The organism is Mycobacterium alsense, from assembly GCF_002086635.1.
Lineage (GTDB): Bacteria > Actinomycetota > Actinomycetes > Mycobacteriales > Mycobacteriaceae > Mycobacterium > Mycobacterium alsense.
Window position 1 is genome coordinate 68,902 of sequence record NZ_MVHD01000018.1, and the last position, 15,369, is coordinate 84,270.

Consider the following 15,369-nt stretch of genomic DNA (forward strand, 5'->3'; position numbering starts at 1 on the left):
CCCGCGCCCCAGCGTATGCCTACAGCGTCGCCGGGCGTAATACCACCACCGGCTTCGTGCGCGACCCCTGGTCGCGCAGCAGCGCGATCACCCGGCCGTCGGCGTCGGTGGCGGCGTAGACGCCGTCGATACCGGCCGGCGAAAGCGCCCGCCCGTGGCCCGTCGCCACGGCCTCCTCGGCGGACAGGTCGCGGCGGGGAAAGAGCAGCAGGCACGCCTCGTCCAGCGACCAGGTCAGCGCCGGCCGTTCGGCCAGCTCGTCCAGCGTGCGCGCCCGGTCCAGCCCGAAACGCCCGACGCGGGTGCGCCGCAACGCGGTCAGGTGCCCCCCCACACCCAGCGCGGCGCCGAGATCGCGGGCCAGCGCGCGGATGTAGGTGCCCGACGAGCAGTCGACCTCGACGTCGAGATCGACGACCTCCCCCTCTCGGCGTGCGGCCAGCACGTCGAAGCGGTCGATGCGCACCGGGCGGGGCGCCAGCTCGACGGCCCGTCCCTCCCGTGCCAGCCGATAGGCCCGGCGGCCGTCGACCTTGATCGCGCTGACCGCCGACGGCACCTGCTCGATGTCGCCGCGCAACCCGGCGACCGCGGCGCCGATCGCCTCCTCGGTCAGGTGTCCGGCCGAAGTGCTTTGCAGCACTTCGCCTTCGGCGTCCTCGGTGGACGTGGTCTGGCCCAGGCGGATGGTGGCGGCGTACGACTTCGACGCCGCGGTGAGCAGGCCGAGGATCTTGGTGGCGCGTTCGACGCCGATCACCAGCACGCCGGTGGCCATCGGGTCCAGCGTCCCGGCGTGACCCACCCGGCGGGTGGAAAAGATCCCCCGGCAGCGGCCCACCACGTCGTGACTGGTCATTCCGGCCGGCTTGTCGATGACGACCAGGCCCGCGTTCACAACACGATGGCCGTCAGCACCAGGCCGCGCTCGACCGACCAGCGGCCCCGCAGCGCGGTCAGCGGCGGGCCGGACAGCGCCTCGCCGTCGACCAAGATCTTGGAGACGAACACTCCGGTGGTTCCCCGGCCGGGCGGATCGAAGTCGAACACGATGTGGGCGTCCTCGAAACCCAGCCAGCGCCGGGTCAGCGGGAACCAGGCCTTGTAGGTTGCCTCCTTGGCGCAGAACAGGATCCGGTCCCAATGCAGGTCCCCGGGCAACGTGGAGATCTCGTGGCGCTCCTCCTCGAGGCTGATCGCCTCCAGCACGCCGTCGGGCAGCACGTCGTGCGGTTCGGCGTCGATGCCCACCGAGCGCACCGCGCCGGCGCGGCCCACCACCGCGCCGCGGTAGCCCGCGGTGTGGGTGAGGCTGCCCACCACGCCGTCGGGCCAGCACGGTTCTCCCTTGTCGCCCTTGAGGATCGGCACCGGCGGCACGCCGAGCTCGCCCAGCGCGATGCGGGCGCAGTGGCGGACGGTGATGAACTCGTTGCGCCGCTTGGCCACCGACTTGGCGATCAGCGGCTCCTCCTCGGGCAGCGGCGCCAGGTCCGGCGGGTCGGAGTAGGCCTCGGCGTAGGCCAGGTCGGCGGACGCCGAAGAGAGAAGGGCGTCGGGCAGCACCGACGACACCAGCGTGCGTCCGGTCATGCGCCCGGTCACCGGGACTGCCGCTGCCGCACGCGTTCCCGGAACTGGGCGGCCTGCCGGCGCATCTCGGGTGTGACGACGAAGTGGCCGCCGAAGTCGTTGAGGTAGCCGGGCGCGTACTGCGGGTCCGGCAACACCTGGCGCAGCCAGCTGTACGGCTTGCGGCGGCGCCACTCCCGCGGGTAACCCACCGACACCTCCTCGAAGCGCACGTCGTCGTACCAGGTGGTGCGCGGGATGTGCAGGTGCCCGTACACCGAGCAGACGGCGTTGTAGCGCGTGTGCCAGTCGGCGGTCCGGGTGGTGCCGCACCACAGCGAGAATTCCGGGTAGAACAGCGCGTCGCAGGGCTCCCGCACCAGCGGAAAGTGGTTGACCAGCACGGTCGGTGTCATCCAGTCCAGCTCTTCGAGGCGCGCACGGGTGGTGGCCAGCCGCTCGCGGCACCAGGCCTCGCGGGTGGGGTACGGCTCGGGCGAAAGCAGGAACTCGTCGGTGGCCACCACGTTGCGCTGCCGCGCGATCGTCATGCCCTCGGCTTTGCTCGTCGCCCCCGCGGGCAGGAAGGTGTAGTCGTACAGCAAGAACATCGGCACGATCGTGGCCGGGCCGCCGCGTTCGGTCCACACCGGGAACGGATGCTCGGGGGTGACGACGCCCAGCTCGTCGCACATGGTGACCAGGTACTCGTAGCGGGCCTTGCCGAAGATCTGCATGGGGTCGCGGTTGGTGGTCCACAGCTCGTGGTTGCCGGGGACCCAGATCACCTTGGCGAAGCGGCGGCGCAGCAGGTCGAGCGCCCAGCGGATCTCGTCGGTGCGTTCGGCGACGTCGCCGGCGACGATCAGCCAGTCGTCCGGCGACGACGGGTACAGCGATTCGGTGACCGGCTTGTTGCCCAGGTGGCCGGTGTGCAGGTCGGAAACCGCCCAGAGCGTCGGCTGCGCGCCGTTCGTCGATTCCCGTGTCGCCACGACTCACCAGCCTAACGACTCGCCGCGACGGGCCGGTTTCCACTCGGCCCTTGCCCGCGGGGATTGGAACGTGTTCTCGTGTGACTGTGACGGTGCTCGCTCGGCTTGTACACTCCCGGCAAAGGGCCCGCCGAGGCGCGACCGGGTGGGGGTAGGAGATGTCGGTGTTGGCCAATCTGCGTTTGCTCGGGGCGCTGGGCGCGGTCGCCGCCGCGACGGTGCTGGGCGCCCACGCCGCCCCGCCGGGGCCCGCCGGGGGCGGGCCGGTGGAGTTGCGATCGACGGCCGCGCCGATGGAGACCACCATGAAGAGTCCCATCGTGGCGACCACCGACCCGCGCCCCTTCGACGCGTGCGAGGACATCCCCCTCGACGCGTTGCAACGGCTCGGGCTGGCATTCACCCCGCCCGAGCACGAGGACGGGCTGCGCTGCCACTTCGATGCGGGTAACTACCAGATGGCCATCGAGCCCATCATCTGGCGCACCTACGAGCAGTCACTGCCCCCCGACGCCGTCGAGACGACGATCCAGGGCCATCGCGCCGCGCAGTACTGGGTCATGAAGCCGACCTATCACAACAGCTTCTGGTTCTTCTCGTGCATGGTCGCGTTCAAGACCAGCTACGGCGTGCTGCAGCAGGCGCTGTACTACTCGACGGTCTACTCCAACCCCGAAGTCGACTGCATGTCGACCAATCTGCAGCGCGCCAACGACCTCGCGCCCTACTACAAGTTCTAGCCAGCCCGCGTGACCAACACCCCCACCAGCGCCGCACGATCCGCGCCGGGAATCCTGGGGCGAGGCGGAGACAACGCGCTCGCCTGGCTGCTGGGGCTGCCGCGGGCGACCACCGAGTACACCGTGGAGCGCGTCAAGGTGCCGATGCGCGACGGCGCCCTGCTGGTGGCCGACCACTACGCGCCCGTCACGTCCGCCCCCGTCGGCACCCTGCTGCTCCGCGGGCCGTACGGGCGGGCGTTCCCGTTCTCGTGGGCGTTCGCCCGGCTGTACGCCGCCCGCGGCTATCACGTCGTATTCCAAAGCGTGCGTGGAACATTCGGGTCGGGCGGGGATTTCGAGCCGATGGTCAACGAGGCCGCCGACGGCGCCGACACGGTGGAGTGGCTGCGCGGGCAGCCGTGGTTCACCGGCCGGTTCGCCACCGTCGGCGTGTCGTATCTGGGCTTCACCCAGTGGGCGGTGTTGCGCGATCCGCCGCCGGAGCTGGCGGCCGCCGTCATCACCGCCGGCCCGCACGACTTCAACGACCACTCGTGGGGCAGCGGTTCGTTCACCGTCGGCGACTTCTTGGGCTGGTGCGATGTGGTCGCGCACCAGGAGGACCCGTCGCGGGTCCGGCTGCTACTGCGCCAGCTGCAGGCCCGGCGCAAGGTGGCCGAGGTGGCCGGTGCGCTGCCCCTCGGCGCGGCGGTGCGGGAGGTGCTGGGCGCAGGCGCGCCGTGGTTCGAAGCGTGGGCCCGACACGACGATCCGAACGACGCGTTCTGGGACCCGCTGCGGTTCACCGAGGCGCTGGACCGGGTGCGGGTGCCGGTGCTGCTCATCGGCGGCTGGCAGGACATTTTCCTCCGGCAGACGATGCAGCAGTATGCGCGGCTGCGCGCCCGGGGTGTCGACGCGGCGCTCACCGTCGGGCCCTGGGTGCACACCCAGCTGCTCGGCAAGGGACTGCCCACCAGCGCGCGGGACACCCTGGACTGGCTCGACACCCACCTGGGCGGCGCCGAGCCGCGCCGGCCCGGCCGGGTCCGCGTCTACGTCACCGGCACGGCCAGGGGCCGGGGCTGGCGCATCCTGCCCGACTGGCCGCCGGCCACGACCGAACGGACGCTGTACCTGCGCCCCGGCGGCCACCTGGGCGAAAGCGCGCCGACGGCGCTGAACGGCGTGGCGCCGGCGACATTTCGCTACGACCCCGCCGACCCGACGCCGACCACCGGCGGCCCGCTGCTGTCCCCGGACGGCGGCTACCGCGACGACAGCGGCCTCGCCCTGCGCGACGACGTGCTGGCCTTCACCGGCCTCACCCTCGCCCAGGATCTGTACGTCTACGGAAGCCCCGTGGTCGAGCTCTCGCACAACGCCGACGGCCCCCAGGCCGACCTGTTCGTCCGGGTGAGCGAGGTCAGCGGGTTCGGGGCGAAGGGCCGCTCCCGCAACGTCAGCGACGGCTACCGGCGGGTGAAACCCGTGGGCACCTCGGCCGGGACCGTGCGGATCGAGCTCGACCCGATCGCCCACCGGTTCCGCGCCGGCTCACGCATCCGCGTCCTGATCGCGGGCGGTTGCTTCCCCCGTTACGCGCGCAACCTCGGCACCGGCGAACCCCTGTTGACCGCGCGGGAGTCCAGGCGGACCACCCACGCCGTGCACTACGGACCCTCCCGCCTGCTGCTCCCCGTCGGGTCCGCCGAGCCTTCCGCCGAGCGCGCCGACCCGCTAGCCGACCGCGTCGCGGACCCGCAGGGCGACCCGGTCTAGCGCGTCGTCGTCGTGCACCGGCCCCGCCAGCCGGACATCGGCCGGCGTCAGCGGCAGCCGCACCCAGCTGACGCACCCCGCGTACTCGGGTGCCCGCGCGACCGGCACCGGCTCGGCCAGGGGAAGCACCGACACCACCAGCACGGCCAGCTTGTGTTTGGGCCGGAAGTCCAGCCGGTCCTCGCGCACCGACTCGGCGGTCCAGATGTGCAGGTCCTCGAGCTCGGCTAGACCCTCGGGCCGGTTGACCTCTTGCGCGGCAACGACTTTCGCCGCCGCCCGCAGCACGAGGCGCTGGTCGGTGCTGTCCGCGGCCCCCGCCTCGAGCAGGTCGCGGTGTTCGGGCCGGACGCGCTCGGCGTGGCTGTGGGCGACGGTCGGGAACAGCAGGAACTCCCGGGCCGCGAGGTCGAACCGCTTCTCGCCGATGCCGCCCTTGCGCAGCAGCACCCGTTGGCGGCCGTCGAGCAGCGCGTGCACGACCGCGCCCCACTCCTTGAGCGCGGTGGTCAAGGCGATCCCGGGCCGGCCAGCCGGGCCAGCACCTCGGGCCGGCGCAACGGCGGGACGCTCTTCGGCGGCTGGCGCCGCGGCGGCAGGGCCGCCAGCAACCGCGCCGTTGTGGCGGTGACCTCCGCGACCGCCTCCTCGAACGCCGCTTCGTTGGCAGCCGAGGGCCGCGTGATGCCGCTGACCTTGCGCACATACTGGCGCGCGGCGGCCGCGATCTCCTCGGGTGTGGCCGCCGGCTGCAGGCCCCGCAGTTCGGTGATGTTCCGGCACATGGCTCCACGATAGGCAACGACAGGCTCCGATGGGCCGGCCCGACGGCGCCGCCGCCGCGGCCCGGTTGAGCCGGCTGGCTACGGTGAACGCATGACCGACGACATCCTGCTGATCGAAACCGACGAGCGGGTGCGCACGCTGACCCTCAACCGCCCCCAGGCGCGCAACGCGTTGTCCTCGGCGCTGCGGGACCGGTTCTTCGGCGCCCTGGCCGACGCCGAGACCGACGACGGCGTCGACGTCGTCATCGTCACCGGCTCCGACCCGGTGTTCTGCGCCGGGCTGGACCTCAAGGAGCTGGGCAGCCAGTCGGCGCTGCCGGACATCTCGCCGCGATGGCCACCGATGACCAAGCCGGTGATCGGCGCGATCAACGGCGCCGCGGTCACCGGCGGCCTGGAGGTGGCCCTGTACTGCGACGTGCTCATCGCGTCGGAGCACGCGCGCTTCGCCGACACGCACGCCCGGGTGGGGCTGCTGCCCACCTGGGGGCTGAGCGTGCGCCTCCCCCAGAAGGTCGGCGTCGGGCTGGCCCGGCGGATGAGCCTGACCGGGGACTATCTGTCGGCCGCCGAGGCGCTGAGCGCCGGCCTGGTGACCGAGGTGGTGGCGCACGACCGGCTGATGCCCACGGCCCGCCAGGTGGCGGCGTCGATCGTCGGCAACAACCAGCACGCGGTGCGGGCGCTGCTGGCGTCGTATCACCGCATCGACGACACGCAGACCGGCCCGGGGTTGTGGCTGGAGGCGATGGCGGCGCGGCAATTCCGGCCCAGCGCGGCCGACATCGCCGCCAACCGCGACAAGGTGCTGGCACGTGGGCGTGAACAGGTGCGTTAGGGGTGGGCGCGCGGGGGCAATACGATCCCCACAACAGTCCCTTCGGCGCAGGAGGAGTCGGATGCGTGCCGGCCGCGCGATGCGGGCCCTCGGTGGCCTGACCCTGGCGGCGGCTGCGATCGCGGGCGCCCCACCGCGGGCCGGCGCGTCGCCGCCGCCGGGATTTCCCAACCTCGACGGTTTCACCGCCGTGCCCGCGGACGGCTACGCCGCCACCCCGCCGCAGGGCGGCGCGCCCCGCATCAGCTTCTCCGCGAGCCCGACGCTGGTGTGCGACTTCTATGGCGGGACGGCGCCGCCGACGCAGCCGTCGCAGGACATCAAGTGCAGCGGGGACATGCCCGGGATGGACGACGTCCCGATTTCCGGCGGCGGCCGCCCGCGGCCGGGCGACTGCGTGGTGGGCGCGGCGAATTTCAAGGGACCCGGCTACGCGTTGAGCCGCATGTCCTACGGCGGTTGCGACGGCAACCCGCCCGCGCTGCCGCCGGCCGGCAAGCCGTTGGGCGCGGGCCAGAAATTGTCCTACCTCAACGTGACCTGCGCCGTGGGCGCCGACAGCCTCGTCGCCTGCCTGGACACCACCAGCGGCGACCACGGGTTCGTGCTGCAGCGATCGGGAAGCTGGGCGTTCTGACGCCGCTCAGCGCGCGGTGACCGCCCAGCCGCCGGCCGACGTTCGCCAGCCGACGAAGACCAGCCGCAGCGCGACGAACGCGCTCAGGCCCGCCCAGATGCCGGCCAGGCCCCAACCGAACACCAGCGACAGCCAGATCGGCGGCAGGAAGCCGACCAGCGCGCTGACCACGGTGGCGGTCCGCATGAAGGCGGCGTCCCCCGCGCCCAGCAGCACGCCGTCCAATGCGAAAACCGCCCCCGCGAAAGGCAATTGGGCCACCAGGAACCACCACGGGACACCGATGGTGGCCAGCACCGAGCCGTCGCCGGTGAACAGACGGGGCAGCGCGCGAGAGCCCACCGCCAACACCGCGGCCAGCAGCGCGGCGGCCGCCGTCGAAAACACCGTCACCCGCCGGGCCACCCATTTGGCGTGCGGCGCGTCGCCGGCGCCCAGCGCCGCGCCCACCAGCGCCTGCGCCGCGATCGCCAGCGAATCCAGAACCAGCGCAAGAAATTCCCACAGCTGCAGCACCACCTGGTGCGCGGCCAGCGCCGAAGCGCCGAATCGGGCGGCCACCGCGGCCGCCGAGACGAAGCAGGCCTGAAAGGCCAGCGTGCGCACCACCAGGTCGCGGCCCATCACCAGCTGGGCCCGCAGCACCGCGCGGTCGGGGCCCAACGGCGCGCGCTCGGCGAGCAGCGCGCGGCCGAACAACGCCGCGGCCAGCCATTGCCCGGCCAGGTTGGCCACCGCCGAGCCGGCCAGCCCCAGGCGGGGCAACCCCAGCCAGCCGAAGACCAGCAGCGGGCACAGCAGCGCCGAGAGGCCGAAGCCCGCGGTCACGTAGCGCAGCGGGCGCACGGTGTCCTGCACGCCGCGCATCCACCCGTTGCCGGCCAGCGACACCAGGATCGCCGGGGCGCCCAGGATGGCGATCCGCAGCCAGGGCAGCGCCGCGCCGGCGATGTCGCGGCCGCCGGCGTGGCCACCGGCGATCGCCGACGCCAGCGGCACCGCAGCGAGCTGCACCGCGACCACCACGAGCGCGCCCAGGACCAGGGCCATCCACGTCGCCTGGACGCCCTCGACCACCGCCGCCCGCCGATCCGCGGCGCCGTAGTGGCGGGCCGAGCGCGCCGTCGTGCCGTAGGACAGAAACGTCAGGTCCGAGCCCACCAGCCCCAGCACCAGGGCACCGACCGCCAGCCCGGCCAGGCTCAGGGCGCCGAGCCGGCCGACGACCGCCGTGTCGAACAACAGGTAGAGCGGCTCGGCGGCCAGCACGCCCAGCGCCGGTAGCGCCAGCTTCGCGATCTGCCGGTAGTCAGCCAAGCGCCGCGCGCAGCGACGCGAGGGCGTCGTCGATCGAGCCGCCGGTCGAATAGCCGGCGGCCAGCCGGTGGCCGCCGCCGCCGAACGCGGACGCGACCGCCGCCAGGTCCACGTCGGCCTTGGCCCGCATCGACACCGACCACTGCCGCGGGGCGACCTCCTTGAAGACCGCCGCGACCTCCGCCTGCTGCGTGGTCCGCACGATGTCGACGATGCTCTCGACCTCCTCGGGGCGGGAGCTGATCCAGTCCTGATGCCCGACGACCGCGTATACCAGCCCGCGACCGCCGGCCGCGTCGGGCAGCAGCCGCGCCGAGGCCAGCACGCGCGACAGCAGCGGCAGCCACACGAACGGGTGGGTGTCCATCAGCGTGCGGCTGATCGCGGCGTTGTCGACGCCGGCGTCGACCAGCCGCGCCGCCAGCCGCAGCGCGCGGGCGCTGGCCCAGCGGAACGACCCGGTGTCGGTCGTCAGGCCGGCGTAGATGCAGTGCGCGACCTCCGGATCGATCGGCTTGCCCCACGCGTCGAGGATGTCGGCGATCATCATCGTGGTCGAATCCGCCGACACGTCGATGAAGTTGGCGGTGCCGAACAGGTCGTTGGAGGCGTGGTGGTCGATCACCAGCGACTCGCGCCCGGGCCCGGCCAACTCGCTCAGCTCCCCCAGCCGCTTGACGCTCGGAACGTCAACGGTCACAACCAGTTCGGCGTCGCGGCGCAGCTGGGCCGGACGCACCAGCAACCGGCAGCCCGGCAGCGAGGCCAGCGACTCCGGCAGCGTCTCGGGCGCGGCAAAGCTGACCTCGACTCGCTTGCCGCACTTGTCCAGCACCAGCGCCAGCGCCAGCCCGGCACCGATGGTGTCCGCGTCGGGGTGGACGTGGGCGACCACCGCCACCGTCTCCGCGCGCGACAGCAGCTCGACGGCCCCGTGCGCGTCGACACGCGCGCCCACCCGCGGGGCGCCGGCCAGTTCAGTCGTCGGGTCGATCGCCGTCACCGGTGTCTCCGTCGCGCGCGTCGCTATCCCCGCTACCCCGGTACGGATCGGCCTCCCCGGCCGGCTTGGCGCCCGAACGAACCCGCGCCAGGTCGGCGTCCGCCGCGCGGGCCCGCTCCAGCAGCTCGTCCATGCGCTGCACGCTGTCGGCCGTCGTGTCTCGGGCGAACGTCAGCGTGGGTGTGAAGCGCACGCCGGTGCCGGCCCCGACCATGGTGCGCAGCGCGCCCTTGGCCCGCTCCAGCGCGGCCGCGGCGCCGGCGTAGTCGGGCTCCTCGTCGAGCGTGCGACCCATCACCGTGTAGAACACCGTCGCGTCGTGCAGGTCGGCCGTCACCTTCGCGTCGACGACGGTCACCCCGTCCAGCCCCGGATCCTTGATCTCGAACTCGATCGCCGAGGCGACGATCGTGAAGATCCGCTTGGCCAGCCGGCGGGCTCGGGCCGGATCCGCCATCAGGCGCGTTCCTTCTGGACCAGCTCGTAGGACTCGATGATGTCGCCTTCCTTGATGTCGGAATAGCCCAGCGTCATACCGCATTCGAAGCCCTCGCGGACCTCGGTCACGTCGTCCTTCTCCCGCCGCAGCGAGTTGATGGTCAGGTTGTCGGTGACCACGATGTTGTCGCGCAGCAACCGGGCCTTCGCGTTGCGGCGCACCACGCCGGAGCTGACCATGCAGCCGGCGATGATGCCCACCTTCGACGACCGGAAGATCGCCCGGATCTCGGCGCGGCCGAGCTGGTTCTCCTCGTAGATCGGCTTGAGCATGCCGCGCAGGGCCTTCTCGATCTCGTCGATCGCCTGGTAGATCACCGAGTAGTAGCGGATCTCCACGCCCTCGCGGTTGGCCAGCTCGGTCGCCTTGCCCTCGGCGCGCACGTTGAAGCCGATGATGATCGCGTCCGACGCCGACGCCAGGTTGACGTTGGTCTCGGTGATGCCACCTACGCCGCGGTCGATGACGCGCAGCGCCACCTCGTCGTCGACCTGGATGCCCATCAGGGCCTCCTCGAGCGCCTCGACCGTACCGGCGTTGTCGCCCTTGAGGATCAGGTTCAGCTGGCTGGTTTCCTTGAGCGCCGAGTCGAGGTCCTCCAGGCTGATCCGCTTGCGGCTGCGCGCCGCCAGGGCGTTGCGCTTGCGGGCGCTGCGCTTGTCCGCGATCTGGCGTGCGATGCGGTCCTCGTCGACGACCAGCAGGTTGTCGCCGGCACCGGGCACCGACGTGAAGCCGATGACCTGCACCGGGCGCGACGGCAGCGCCTCTTCGACGTCGTCGCCGTGCTCGTCCACCATGCGGCGGACCCGGCCGTAGGCGTCGCCGGCGACCACCGAGTCGCCGACGCGCAGCGTGCCGCGCTGCACCAGCACCGTGGCCACCGGCCCGCGGCCGCGGTCCAGGTGCGCCTCGATCGCCACACCCTGGGCCTCCATGTCGGGATTGGCCCGCAGGTCCAGGGCGGCGTCGGCGGTCAGCAGCACCGCCTCCTCCAGCGCCTCGATGTTGGTGCCCTCCTTCGCCGAGATGTCCACGAACAGCGTGTCGCCGCCGAACTCCTCTGGCACCAAACCGAATTCGGTGAGCTGACCGCGGATCTTGGCCGGGTCGGCGCCCTCCTTGTCGATCTTGTTGACCGCCACCACGATCGGCACGTCCGCGGCCTGCGCGTGGTTGATGGCCTCCACCGTCTGCGGCATCACGCCGTCGTCCGCGGCGACCACCAGGATCGCGATGTCGGTGGCCTTGGCGCCGCGGGCACGCATGGCGGTGAACGCCTCGTGGCCCGGGGTGTCGATGAAGGTGATCAGCCGCTCGGCGCCGTCGAAGTCGACGCCGACCTGGTAGGCGCCGATGTGCTGGGTGATGCCACCGGCCTCGGCCTCGCGGACGTTGGCCTTGCGGATCGTGTCCAGCAGCCGGGTCTTACCGTGGTCGACGTGGCCCATCACGGTCACGACCGGCGGGCGGGTCTGCAATTCGGACTCGTCGCCGACGTCCTCGCCGTAGGTGAGGTCGAAGGATTCCAGCAGCTCGCGGTCCTCGTCCTCGGGGCTGACGACCTGGACGACGTAGTTCATCTCGCTGCCCAGCAGCTCGAGCGTCTCGTCGCCGACCGACTGGGTGGCCGTCACCATCTCGCCGAGGTTGAACAGCGCCTGCACCAGCGACGCCGGGTTGGCGTCGATCTTCTCGGCGAAGTCGGACAGCGATGCCCCGCGCGCCAGGCGGATGGTCTCGCCGTTGCCGTGCGGCAACCGCACGCCGCCGACGACCGGCGCCTGCATCGAGTCGTATTCCTGGCGCTTCTGCCGCTTGGACTTGCGGCCGCGCCGGGGCGCGCCGCCGGGGCGGCCGAACGCGCCGGCCGCGCCGCCGCGCTGCCCGGGCCGACCGCCACCGCCGCCGGGACGGCCCCGGAAACCGCCACCGGGCGGGGCGCCGACCCCGCCGCGGTAGTTGCCGCCGCCGCCGTCGGAGCGGCCCCCGGGCGCGCCGGGCCGGCCGCCGCCGGGTCGTGGGGCGCCGGGCCGGGGCGGGCGGCCCTGCGCCGCGGCGCCGCCGGGCCGCGGCGGCATGCTGCCGGGCGAGACGCCCGGGCGGGGCGCGCCGGGCCGCGGGGCGCCGGGCCGGGGCACCGGGCGTGGGATGGGCCGGTCGACGGGTTGCGCCGACGAGAACGGGTTGTTGCCGACGCGCGGGGCGCGGGGCTTGGGCATGGGGCCGGGCCGGGCGCCCGGCGGCGCGCCGGGGACCGGCGGCGCGGGCTGCCCGGGAGACGGCCGCGCGGGCGCCGGCGGCGCGGGGGGCGCACCGGCGGAGGCCTGCGCCGCGGCGGGCTTGGCGGGCGCGGCCGTCGCTTCGCCGTTGCCGCCGGCTTTGCTGATCGCCTTGTCCAGGGCGTTGTCGAGGGACTTGTCCGGTGCCTTGTCGGGCGACTTCGCGGGCGCCTTCTCGGGGGCCGGCTTGCTGCCGCCGAACGACTCGCGCAGCCGGCGGGCCACCGGCGCCTCGACGGTCGAGGATGCGGATTTGACGAATTCGCCCTGTTCGCTCAGCCGGGCGAGAACTTCTTTGCTGCTGACACCGAGTTCCTTGGCCAACTCGTGTACGCGGGCCTTACCTGCCACTACATCTCCTGTCTATGAGGCGACAGTCGTGGGCCGGCCGCGCCTCGGGTTTAGCTATGACGCATTGTCATCGGGACTTCACGGTGTGCTCATGTTCTTTGCTACCTGTTCTGTTGCCGGGCGAGTCGTGCGCCTGCAGGTGCTCGACCACCGCGGAGGTGTCCGGTGAACCGGCGATGCGCAGCGCTTTGGTGAAAGCCCGCCGCCGAATCGCCTGTTGCACGCAACGCGGTTCGGGATGCAACCACGCACCCCGCCCCGGCAGGTTACTCCTGCTGTCAACGATCACGGCATACTCGCCGTTCCCCGTCGACACAGCCACCACTCGAAGCAGTTCGGCGGCCAACCCTCGCTTTCGGCACCCCACACACGTTCGCACCGGTCCAACAGTGTTTCTGTGTGCCAAGTCCGAAGGCTCGCGCTGGATCACGGGTAAGTCTAGCGTCCCTTGGCCGGAGGCCAGAACGGCTAGCGGTCGTGCGCCATTCCGTGGCTGGCGCCGTGTTCGGGATGGCTCTCGTCGTGGCCCGGCGAATCGCCGCGGATGTCGATGCGCCACCCGGTGAGCCGGGCCGCCAACCGGGCGTTCTGGCCCTCCTTGCCGATGGCCAGCGACAGCTGGAAATCGGGCACCACCACGCGCGCGGCCCGGGCGGTCTGGTCGATGACCGACACCGAGACGACCTTCGCCGGCGACAGCGCGTTGGCGACGAAGCGGGCGGGGTCCTCGTCGTAGTCGATGATGTCGATCTTCTCCCCGGAAAGCTCGCTCATCACGTTGCGCACGCGCTGCCCCATCGGGCCGATGCACGCGCCCTTGGCGTTCAGGCCGGGCACGTTGGAGCGCACCGCGATCTTGGAGCGGTGACCGGCCTCGCGGGCCACCGCCACGATCTCCACCGACCCGTCGGCGATCTCGGGGACCTCCAGCGAGAACAGCTTGCGGACCAGGTTGGGGTGCGTGCGCGACAGCGTGATCAGGGGCTCGCGGGCCCCCCGGGTCACCCCGACCACATAGCAGCGGATGCGGTTGCCGTGCTCGTAGCTCTCGCCGGGGACCTGTTCGGCGGCCGGGATGACGCCCTCGGAGGCCTTGGTCTCGGTGCCCATTCGCACGACGACCAGCCCGCGCGCGTTCGCCCGGCTGTCCCGCTGGATGACGCCCGCGACGATCTCGCCCTCGCGGGTGGAGAACTCGCCGTAGGTGCGCTCGTTCTCGGCGTCGCGGAACCGTTGCAGCATCACCTGGCGGGCGGTCGTCGCGGCGATGCGGCCGAAACCCTCGGGGGTGTCGTCCCATTCGCTGATGACGTTGCCGTCCTCGTCGGTCTCGCGGGCGATCACGCGCACCACGCCGGTCTTGCGGTCGATCTCGATGCGCGCGTCCATCTGGTGACCCTGGGTGTGCCGGTAGGCGGTCAGCAGCGCGGATTTGATCGTCTCGAGGAGTTCGTTGACCGATATGCCCCGGTCCACCTCGATCGCGTGCAGCGCGCCCATGTCGATGTTCATGTCCCGGCCTCCGTCGCATCGGCCCGACCCCTGATCGCCCCGGTCGCCAGTTCCATCTCCGCCTGTGCCGGCGGCGAAAACTCCACCTGCACAACGGCTTTCGTGATATCGCCGAGCCGGATTTCGCGTAGCGCCCAGTCCCGTCCGACGCGGACGACCAGCGCGACCGCGCCATCGCGGGTCTCACCGAGGCGGCCGGTCAGCCGGGACCCGTCCGACAGCGCAACCTCGACCCTGCGGCCGCGGGCACGGCGGAAGTGCTTCTCGGTGGTCAGCGGGCGGTCCACGCCGGGCGAGGAGACCTCGAGCACGTAGCGCTGCGCGGTGCCGTCCAGGCCGTCGAGCAAAGCCGAGGCCGACCGCGACAGGGTGGCGATCGTGTCCAAGTCGAGGGGGTCGTCGCCGTCGGCGATCACGGTGATCCGCGGCGGGCGCGCCCGGGTGTCGATGACCACGTCTTCGATTTCGTAACCGGCGCGCACGAACTCTCCGCCGAGTAGCTCGATCACCTGCGTCTGGGAAGGTAGCCCGGTGGTCACGGCGAGCTCCTCATCTTGAGTTGTCCGGTCATCTGGCGGAGGAGCCACCCAGGTGGCTTCCGGGTGGCTTCCGGTCTAGTCAGCTATCCACGATACGCCAGGAATCACCGATGACGGCGCGATCGCCGCGCGGCCGCCGGGGCTGCCGGCGTTCGTGACCCACCCCGCCGATGGCAGGATGTTGCTGTGTCCAGCGCAGCACCCGTCACCAACCGGCGGGGCGTGCTCGCCGGCGCCGCGGCCCTCGCTGCGCTCGGGGTGGTGGCCTCGGCCTGCGGCGAGTCCCCGCCCAAGCCGCCGCCCGTCGAAAACCTGTTGGGCCCGCTTGACCAGGCCCGCAAAGACAGCGCGCTCGCCAGTGCCGCCGCCGCGGCCGTCGGCACCCCGCCCCAGATCGCGGCCGCCCTGACGGTGGTCGCCACCCAGCGCACCGCGCACGCCCGCGCCCTGTCGACGGAGATTGCGCGCGCGGCCGGCAAGCTCACCTCGTCGTCGAGCGAGACGACCAGCCCCTCCAGCCCCAGCGCGGCCC

The 15,369-nt window shown here is 72.3% G+C and carries 17 protein-coding genes; 5 read left to right on the top strand and 12 right to left on the bottom strand.

Translation table 11 applies throughout. The annotated features are described in order from the left end of the window. Nucleotides 1–19: 19 nt before the first annotated feature. The 3 genes from truB to BST11_RS12910 are packed head-to-tail and all read right to left on the bottom strand — an operon-like array spanning nucleotide 20 to nucleotide 2,567. On the bottom strand, nucleotides 20–898 hold the full coding sequence (gene truB, locus BST11_RS12900) for a tRNA pseudouridine(55) synthase TruB (RefSeq protein WP_264010355.1): 879 nt from the start codon (nucleotides 896–898) through the stop codon (nucleotides 20–22). After that, a complete protein-coding gene (pptT, locus tag BST11_RS12905; RefSeq protein WP_083138369.1) occupies nucleotides 895–1,593 on the bottom strand; it encodes a 4'-phosphopantetheinyl transferase PptT in 699 nt (232 codons plus the stop codon). Before pptT ends, truB begins: the two co-directional genes overlap by 4 nt. A gap of 8 nt (nucleotides 1,594–1,601) precedes the next feature. Then, complete coding sequence (locus BST11_RS12910; RefSeq protein ID WP_083138350.1) at nucleotides 1,602–2,567, bottom strand: metallophosphoesterase family protein; 966 nt, start codon at nucleotides 2,565–2,567, stop codon at nucleotides 1,602–1,604. 164 nt (nucleotides 2,568–2,731) lie between these two features. Between BST11_RS12910 and BST11_RS12915 the strand changes: the two genes are divergently transcribed. Together BST11_RS12915 and BST11_RS12920 are read left to right on the top strand one after the other, a co-directional pair. Continuing rightward, the gene (locus tag BST11_RS12915; protein WP_083138370.1) at nucleotides 2,732–3,307 is read left to right on the top strand and encodes a DUF3558 domain-containing protein; all 576 of its coding nucleotides are present in this window, start codon (nucleotides 2,732–2,734) and stop codon (nucleotides 3,305–3,307) included. 51 nt (nucleotides 3,308–3,358) lie between these two features. Continuing rightward, a complete protein-coding gene (locus tag BST11_RS12920; protein WP_244897637.1) occupies nucleotides 3,359–5,071 on the top strand; it encodes a CocE/NonD family hydrolase in 1,713 nt (570 codons plus the stop codon). Here BST11_RS12920 and BST11_RS12925 read toward each other — a convergent pair. Together BST11_RS12925 and BST11_RS12930 are read right to left on the bottom strand one after the other, a co-directional pair. Then, nucleotides 5,030–5,584, bottom strand: coding sequence for a DUF1802 family protein (locus BST11_RS12925; RefSeq protein ID WP_083138351.1), 555 nt, complete (start codon nucleotides 5,582–5,584; stop codon nucleotides 5,030–5,032). The genes BST11_RS12920 and BST11_RS12925 overlap by 42 nt on opposite strands. Further along, nucleotides 5,581–5,856 (bottom strand): DUF2277 domain-containing protein, encoded by a 276-nt coding sequence (locus BST11_RS12930; RefSeq protein ID WP_083138352.1) that lies wholly within the window; start codon nucleotides 5,854–5,856, stop codon nucleotides 5,581–5,583. Before BST11_RS12930 ends, BST11_RS12925 begins: the two co-directional genes overlap by 4 nt. A gap of 91 nt (nucleotides 5,857–5,947) precedes the next feature. Here BST11_RS12930 and BST11_RS12935 point away from each other — a divergent pair, with 91 nt between their 5' ends. Together BST11_RS12935 and BST11_RS12940 are read left to right on the top strand one after the other, a co-directional pair. Next, nucleotides 5,948–6,697: an enoyl-CoA hydratase gene (locus BST11_RS12935; protein ID WP_083138353.1), complete on the top strand. Its 750-nt coding sequence runs from the start codon at nucleotides 5,948–5,950 to the stop codon at nucleotides 6,695–6,697. Between the two features lie 61 nt (nucleotides 6,698–6,758). Then, on the top strand, nucleotides 6,759–7,334 hold the full coding sequence (locus tag BST11_RS12940) for a hypothetical protein (protein WP_083138354.1): 576 nt from the start codon (nucleotides 6,759–6,761) through the stop codon (nucleotides 7,332–7,334). Nucleotides 7,335–7,340: 6 nt separating this feature from the next. Here the strand turns inward: BST11_RS12940 and BST11_RS12945 are convergent, their stop codons facing one another. The 7 genes from BST11_RS12945 to rimP all read right to left on the bottom strand — a co-directional run bounded on the left by BST11_RS12945 (nucleotide 7,341) and on the right by rimP (nucleotide 14,837). Beyond that, complete coding sequence (locus BST11_RS12945; protein ID WP_083138355.1) at nucleotides 7,341–8,651, bottom strand: MATE family efflux transporter; 1,311 nt, start codon at nucleotides 8,649–8,651, stop codon at nucleotides 7,341–7,343. After that, entirely contained in the window at nucleotides 8,644–9,654 is a 1,011-nt protein-coding gene (locus BST11_RS12950; protein WP_142276323.1) for a DHH family phosphoesterase, read from the bottom strand. The genes BST11_RS12945 and BST11_RS12950 overlap by 8 nt, the downstream gene beginning before the upstream one ends. Then, complete coding sequence (gene rbfA, locus BST11_RS12955; RefSeq protein WP_083138356.1) at nucleotides 9,629–10,111, bottom strand: 30S ribosome-binding factor RbfA; 483 nt, start codon at nucleotides 10,109–10,111, stop codon at nucleotides 9,629–9,631. Before rbfA ends, BST11_RS12950 begins: the two co-directional genes overlap by 26 nt. Continuing rightward, entirely contained in the window at nucleotides 10,111–12,786 is a 2,676-nt protein-coding gene (infB, locus tag BST11_RS12960) for a translation initiation factor IF-2 (RefSeq protein WP_083138357.1), read from the bottom strand. The genes rbfA and infB overlap by 1 nt, the downstream gene beginning before the upstream one ends. A 67-nt stretch (nucleotides 12,787–12,853) precedes the next feature. Then, a complete protein-coding gene (locus tag BST11_RS12965) occupies nucleotides 12,854–13,132 on the bottom strand; it encodes a YlxR family protein (RefSeq protein WP_308211617.1) in 279 nt (92 codons plus the stop codon). Between the two features lie 122 nt (nucleotides 13,133–13,254). Further along, the gene (nusA, locus tag BST11_RS12970) at nucleotides 13,255–14,298 is read right to left on the bottom strand and encodes a transcription termination factor NusA (RefSeq protein ID WP_083138358.1); all 1,044 of its coding nucleotides are present in this window, start codon (nucleotides 14,296–14,298) and stop codon (nucleotides 13,255–13,257) included. After that, complete coding sequence (gene rimP, locus BST11_RS12975) at nucleotides 14,295–14,837, bottom strand: ribosome maturation factor RimP (protein WP_083138359.1); 543 nt, start codon at nucleotides 14,835–14,837, stop codon at nucleotides 14,295–14,297. Before rimP ends, nusA begins: the two co-directional genes overlap by 4 nt. Nucleotides 14,838–15,023: 186 nt before the next feature. Here rimP and BST11_RS12980 point away from each other — a divergent pair. Continuing rightward, nucleotides 15,024–15,369: twin-arginine translocation signal domain-containing protein (locus BST11_RS12980; RefSeq protein ID WP_142276324.1), on the top strand; the 346-nt coding region annotated here is incomplete at its 3' end.

Excerpts from the sequence above, each read along its gene's own strand:
- rbfA (WP_083138356.1), bottom strand. The coding sequence starts at position 10,111 with ATGGCGGATCCGGCCCGAGCCCGCCGGCTGGCCAAGCGGATCTTCACG.
- nusA (WP_083138358.1), bottom strand. The coding sequence starts at position 14,298 with ATGAACATCGACATGGGCGCGCTGCACGCGATCGAGGTGGACCGGGGC.
- BST11_RS12935 (WP_083138353.1), top strand. The coding sequence starts at position 5,948 with ATGACCGACGACATCCTGCTGATCGAAACCGACGAGCGGGTGCGCACG.
- BST11_RS12940 (WP_083138354.1), top strand. The coding sequence starts at position 6,759 with ATGCGTGCCGGCCGCGCGATGCGGGCCCTCGGTGGCCTGACCCTGGCG.
- BST11_RS12930 (WP_083138352.1), bottom strand. The coding sequence starts at position 5,856 with ATGTGCCGGAACATCACCGAACTGCGGGGCCTGCAGCCGGCGGCCACA.
- pptT (WP_083138369.1), bottom strand. The coding sequence starts at position 1,593 with ATGACCGGACGCACGCTGGTGTCGTCGGTGCTGCCCGACGCCCTTCTC.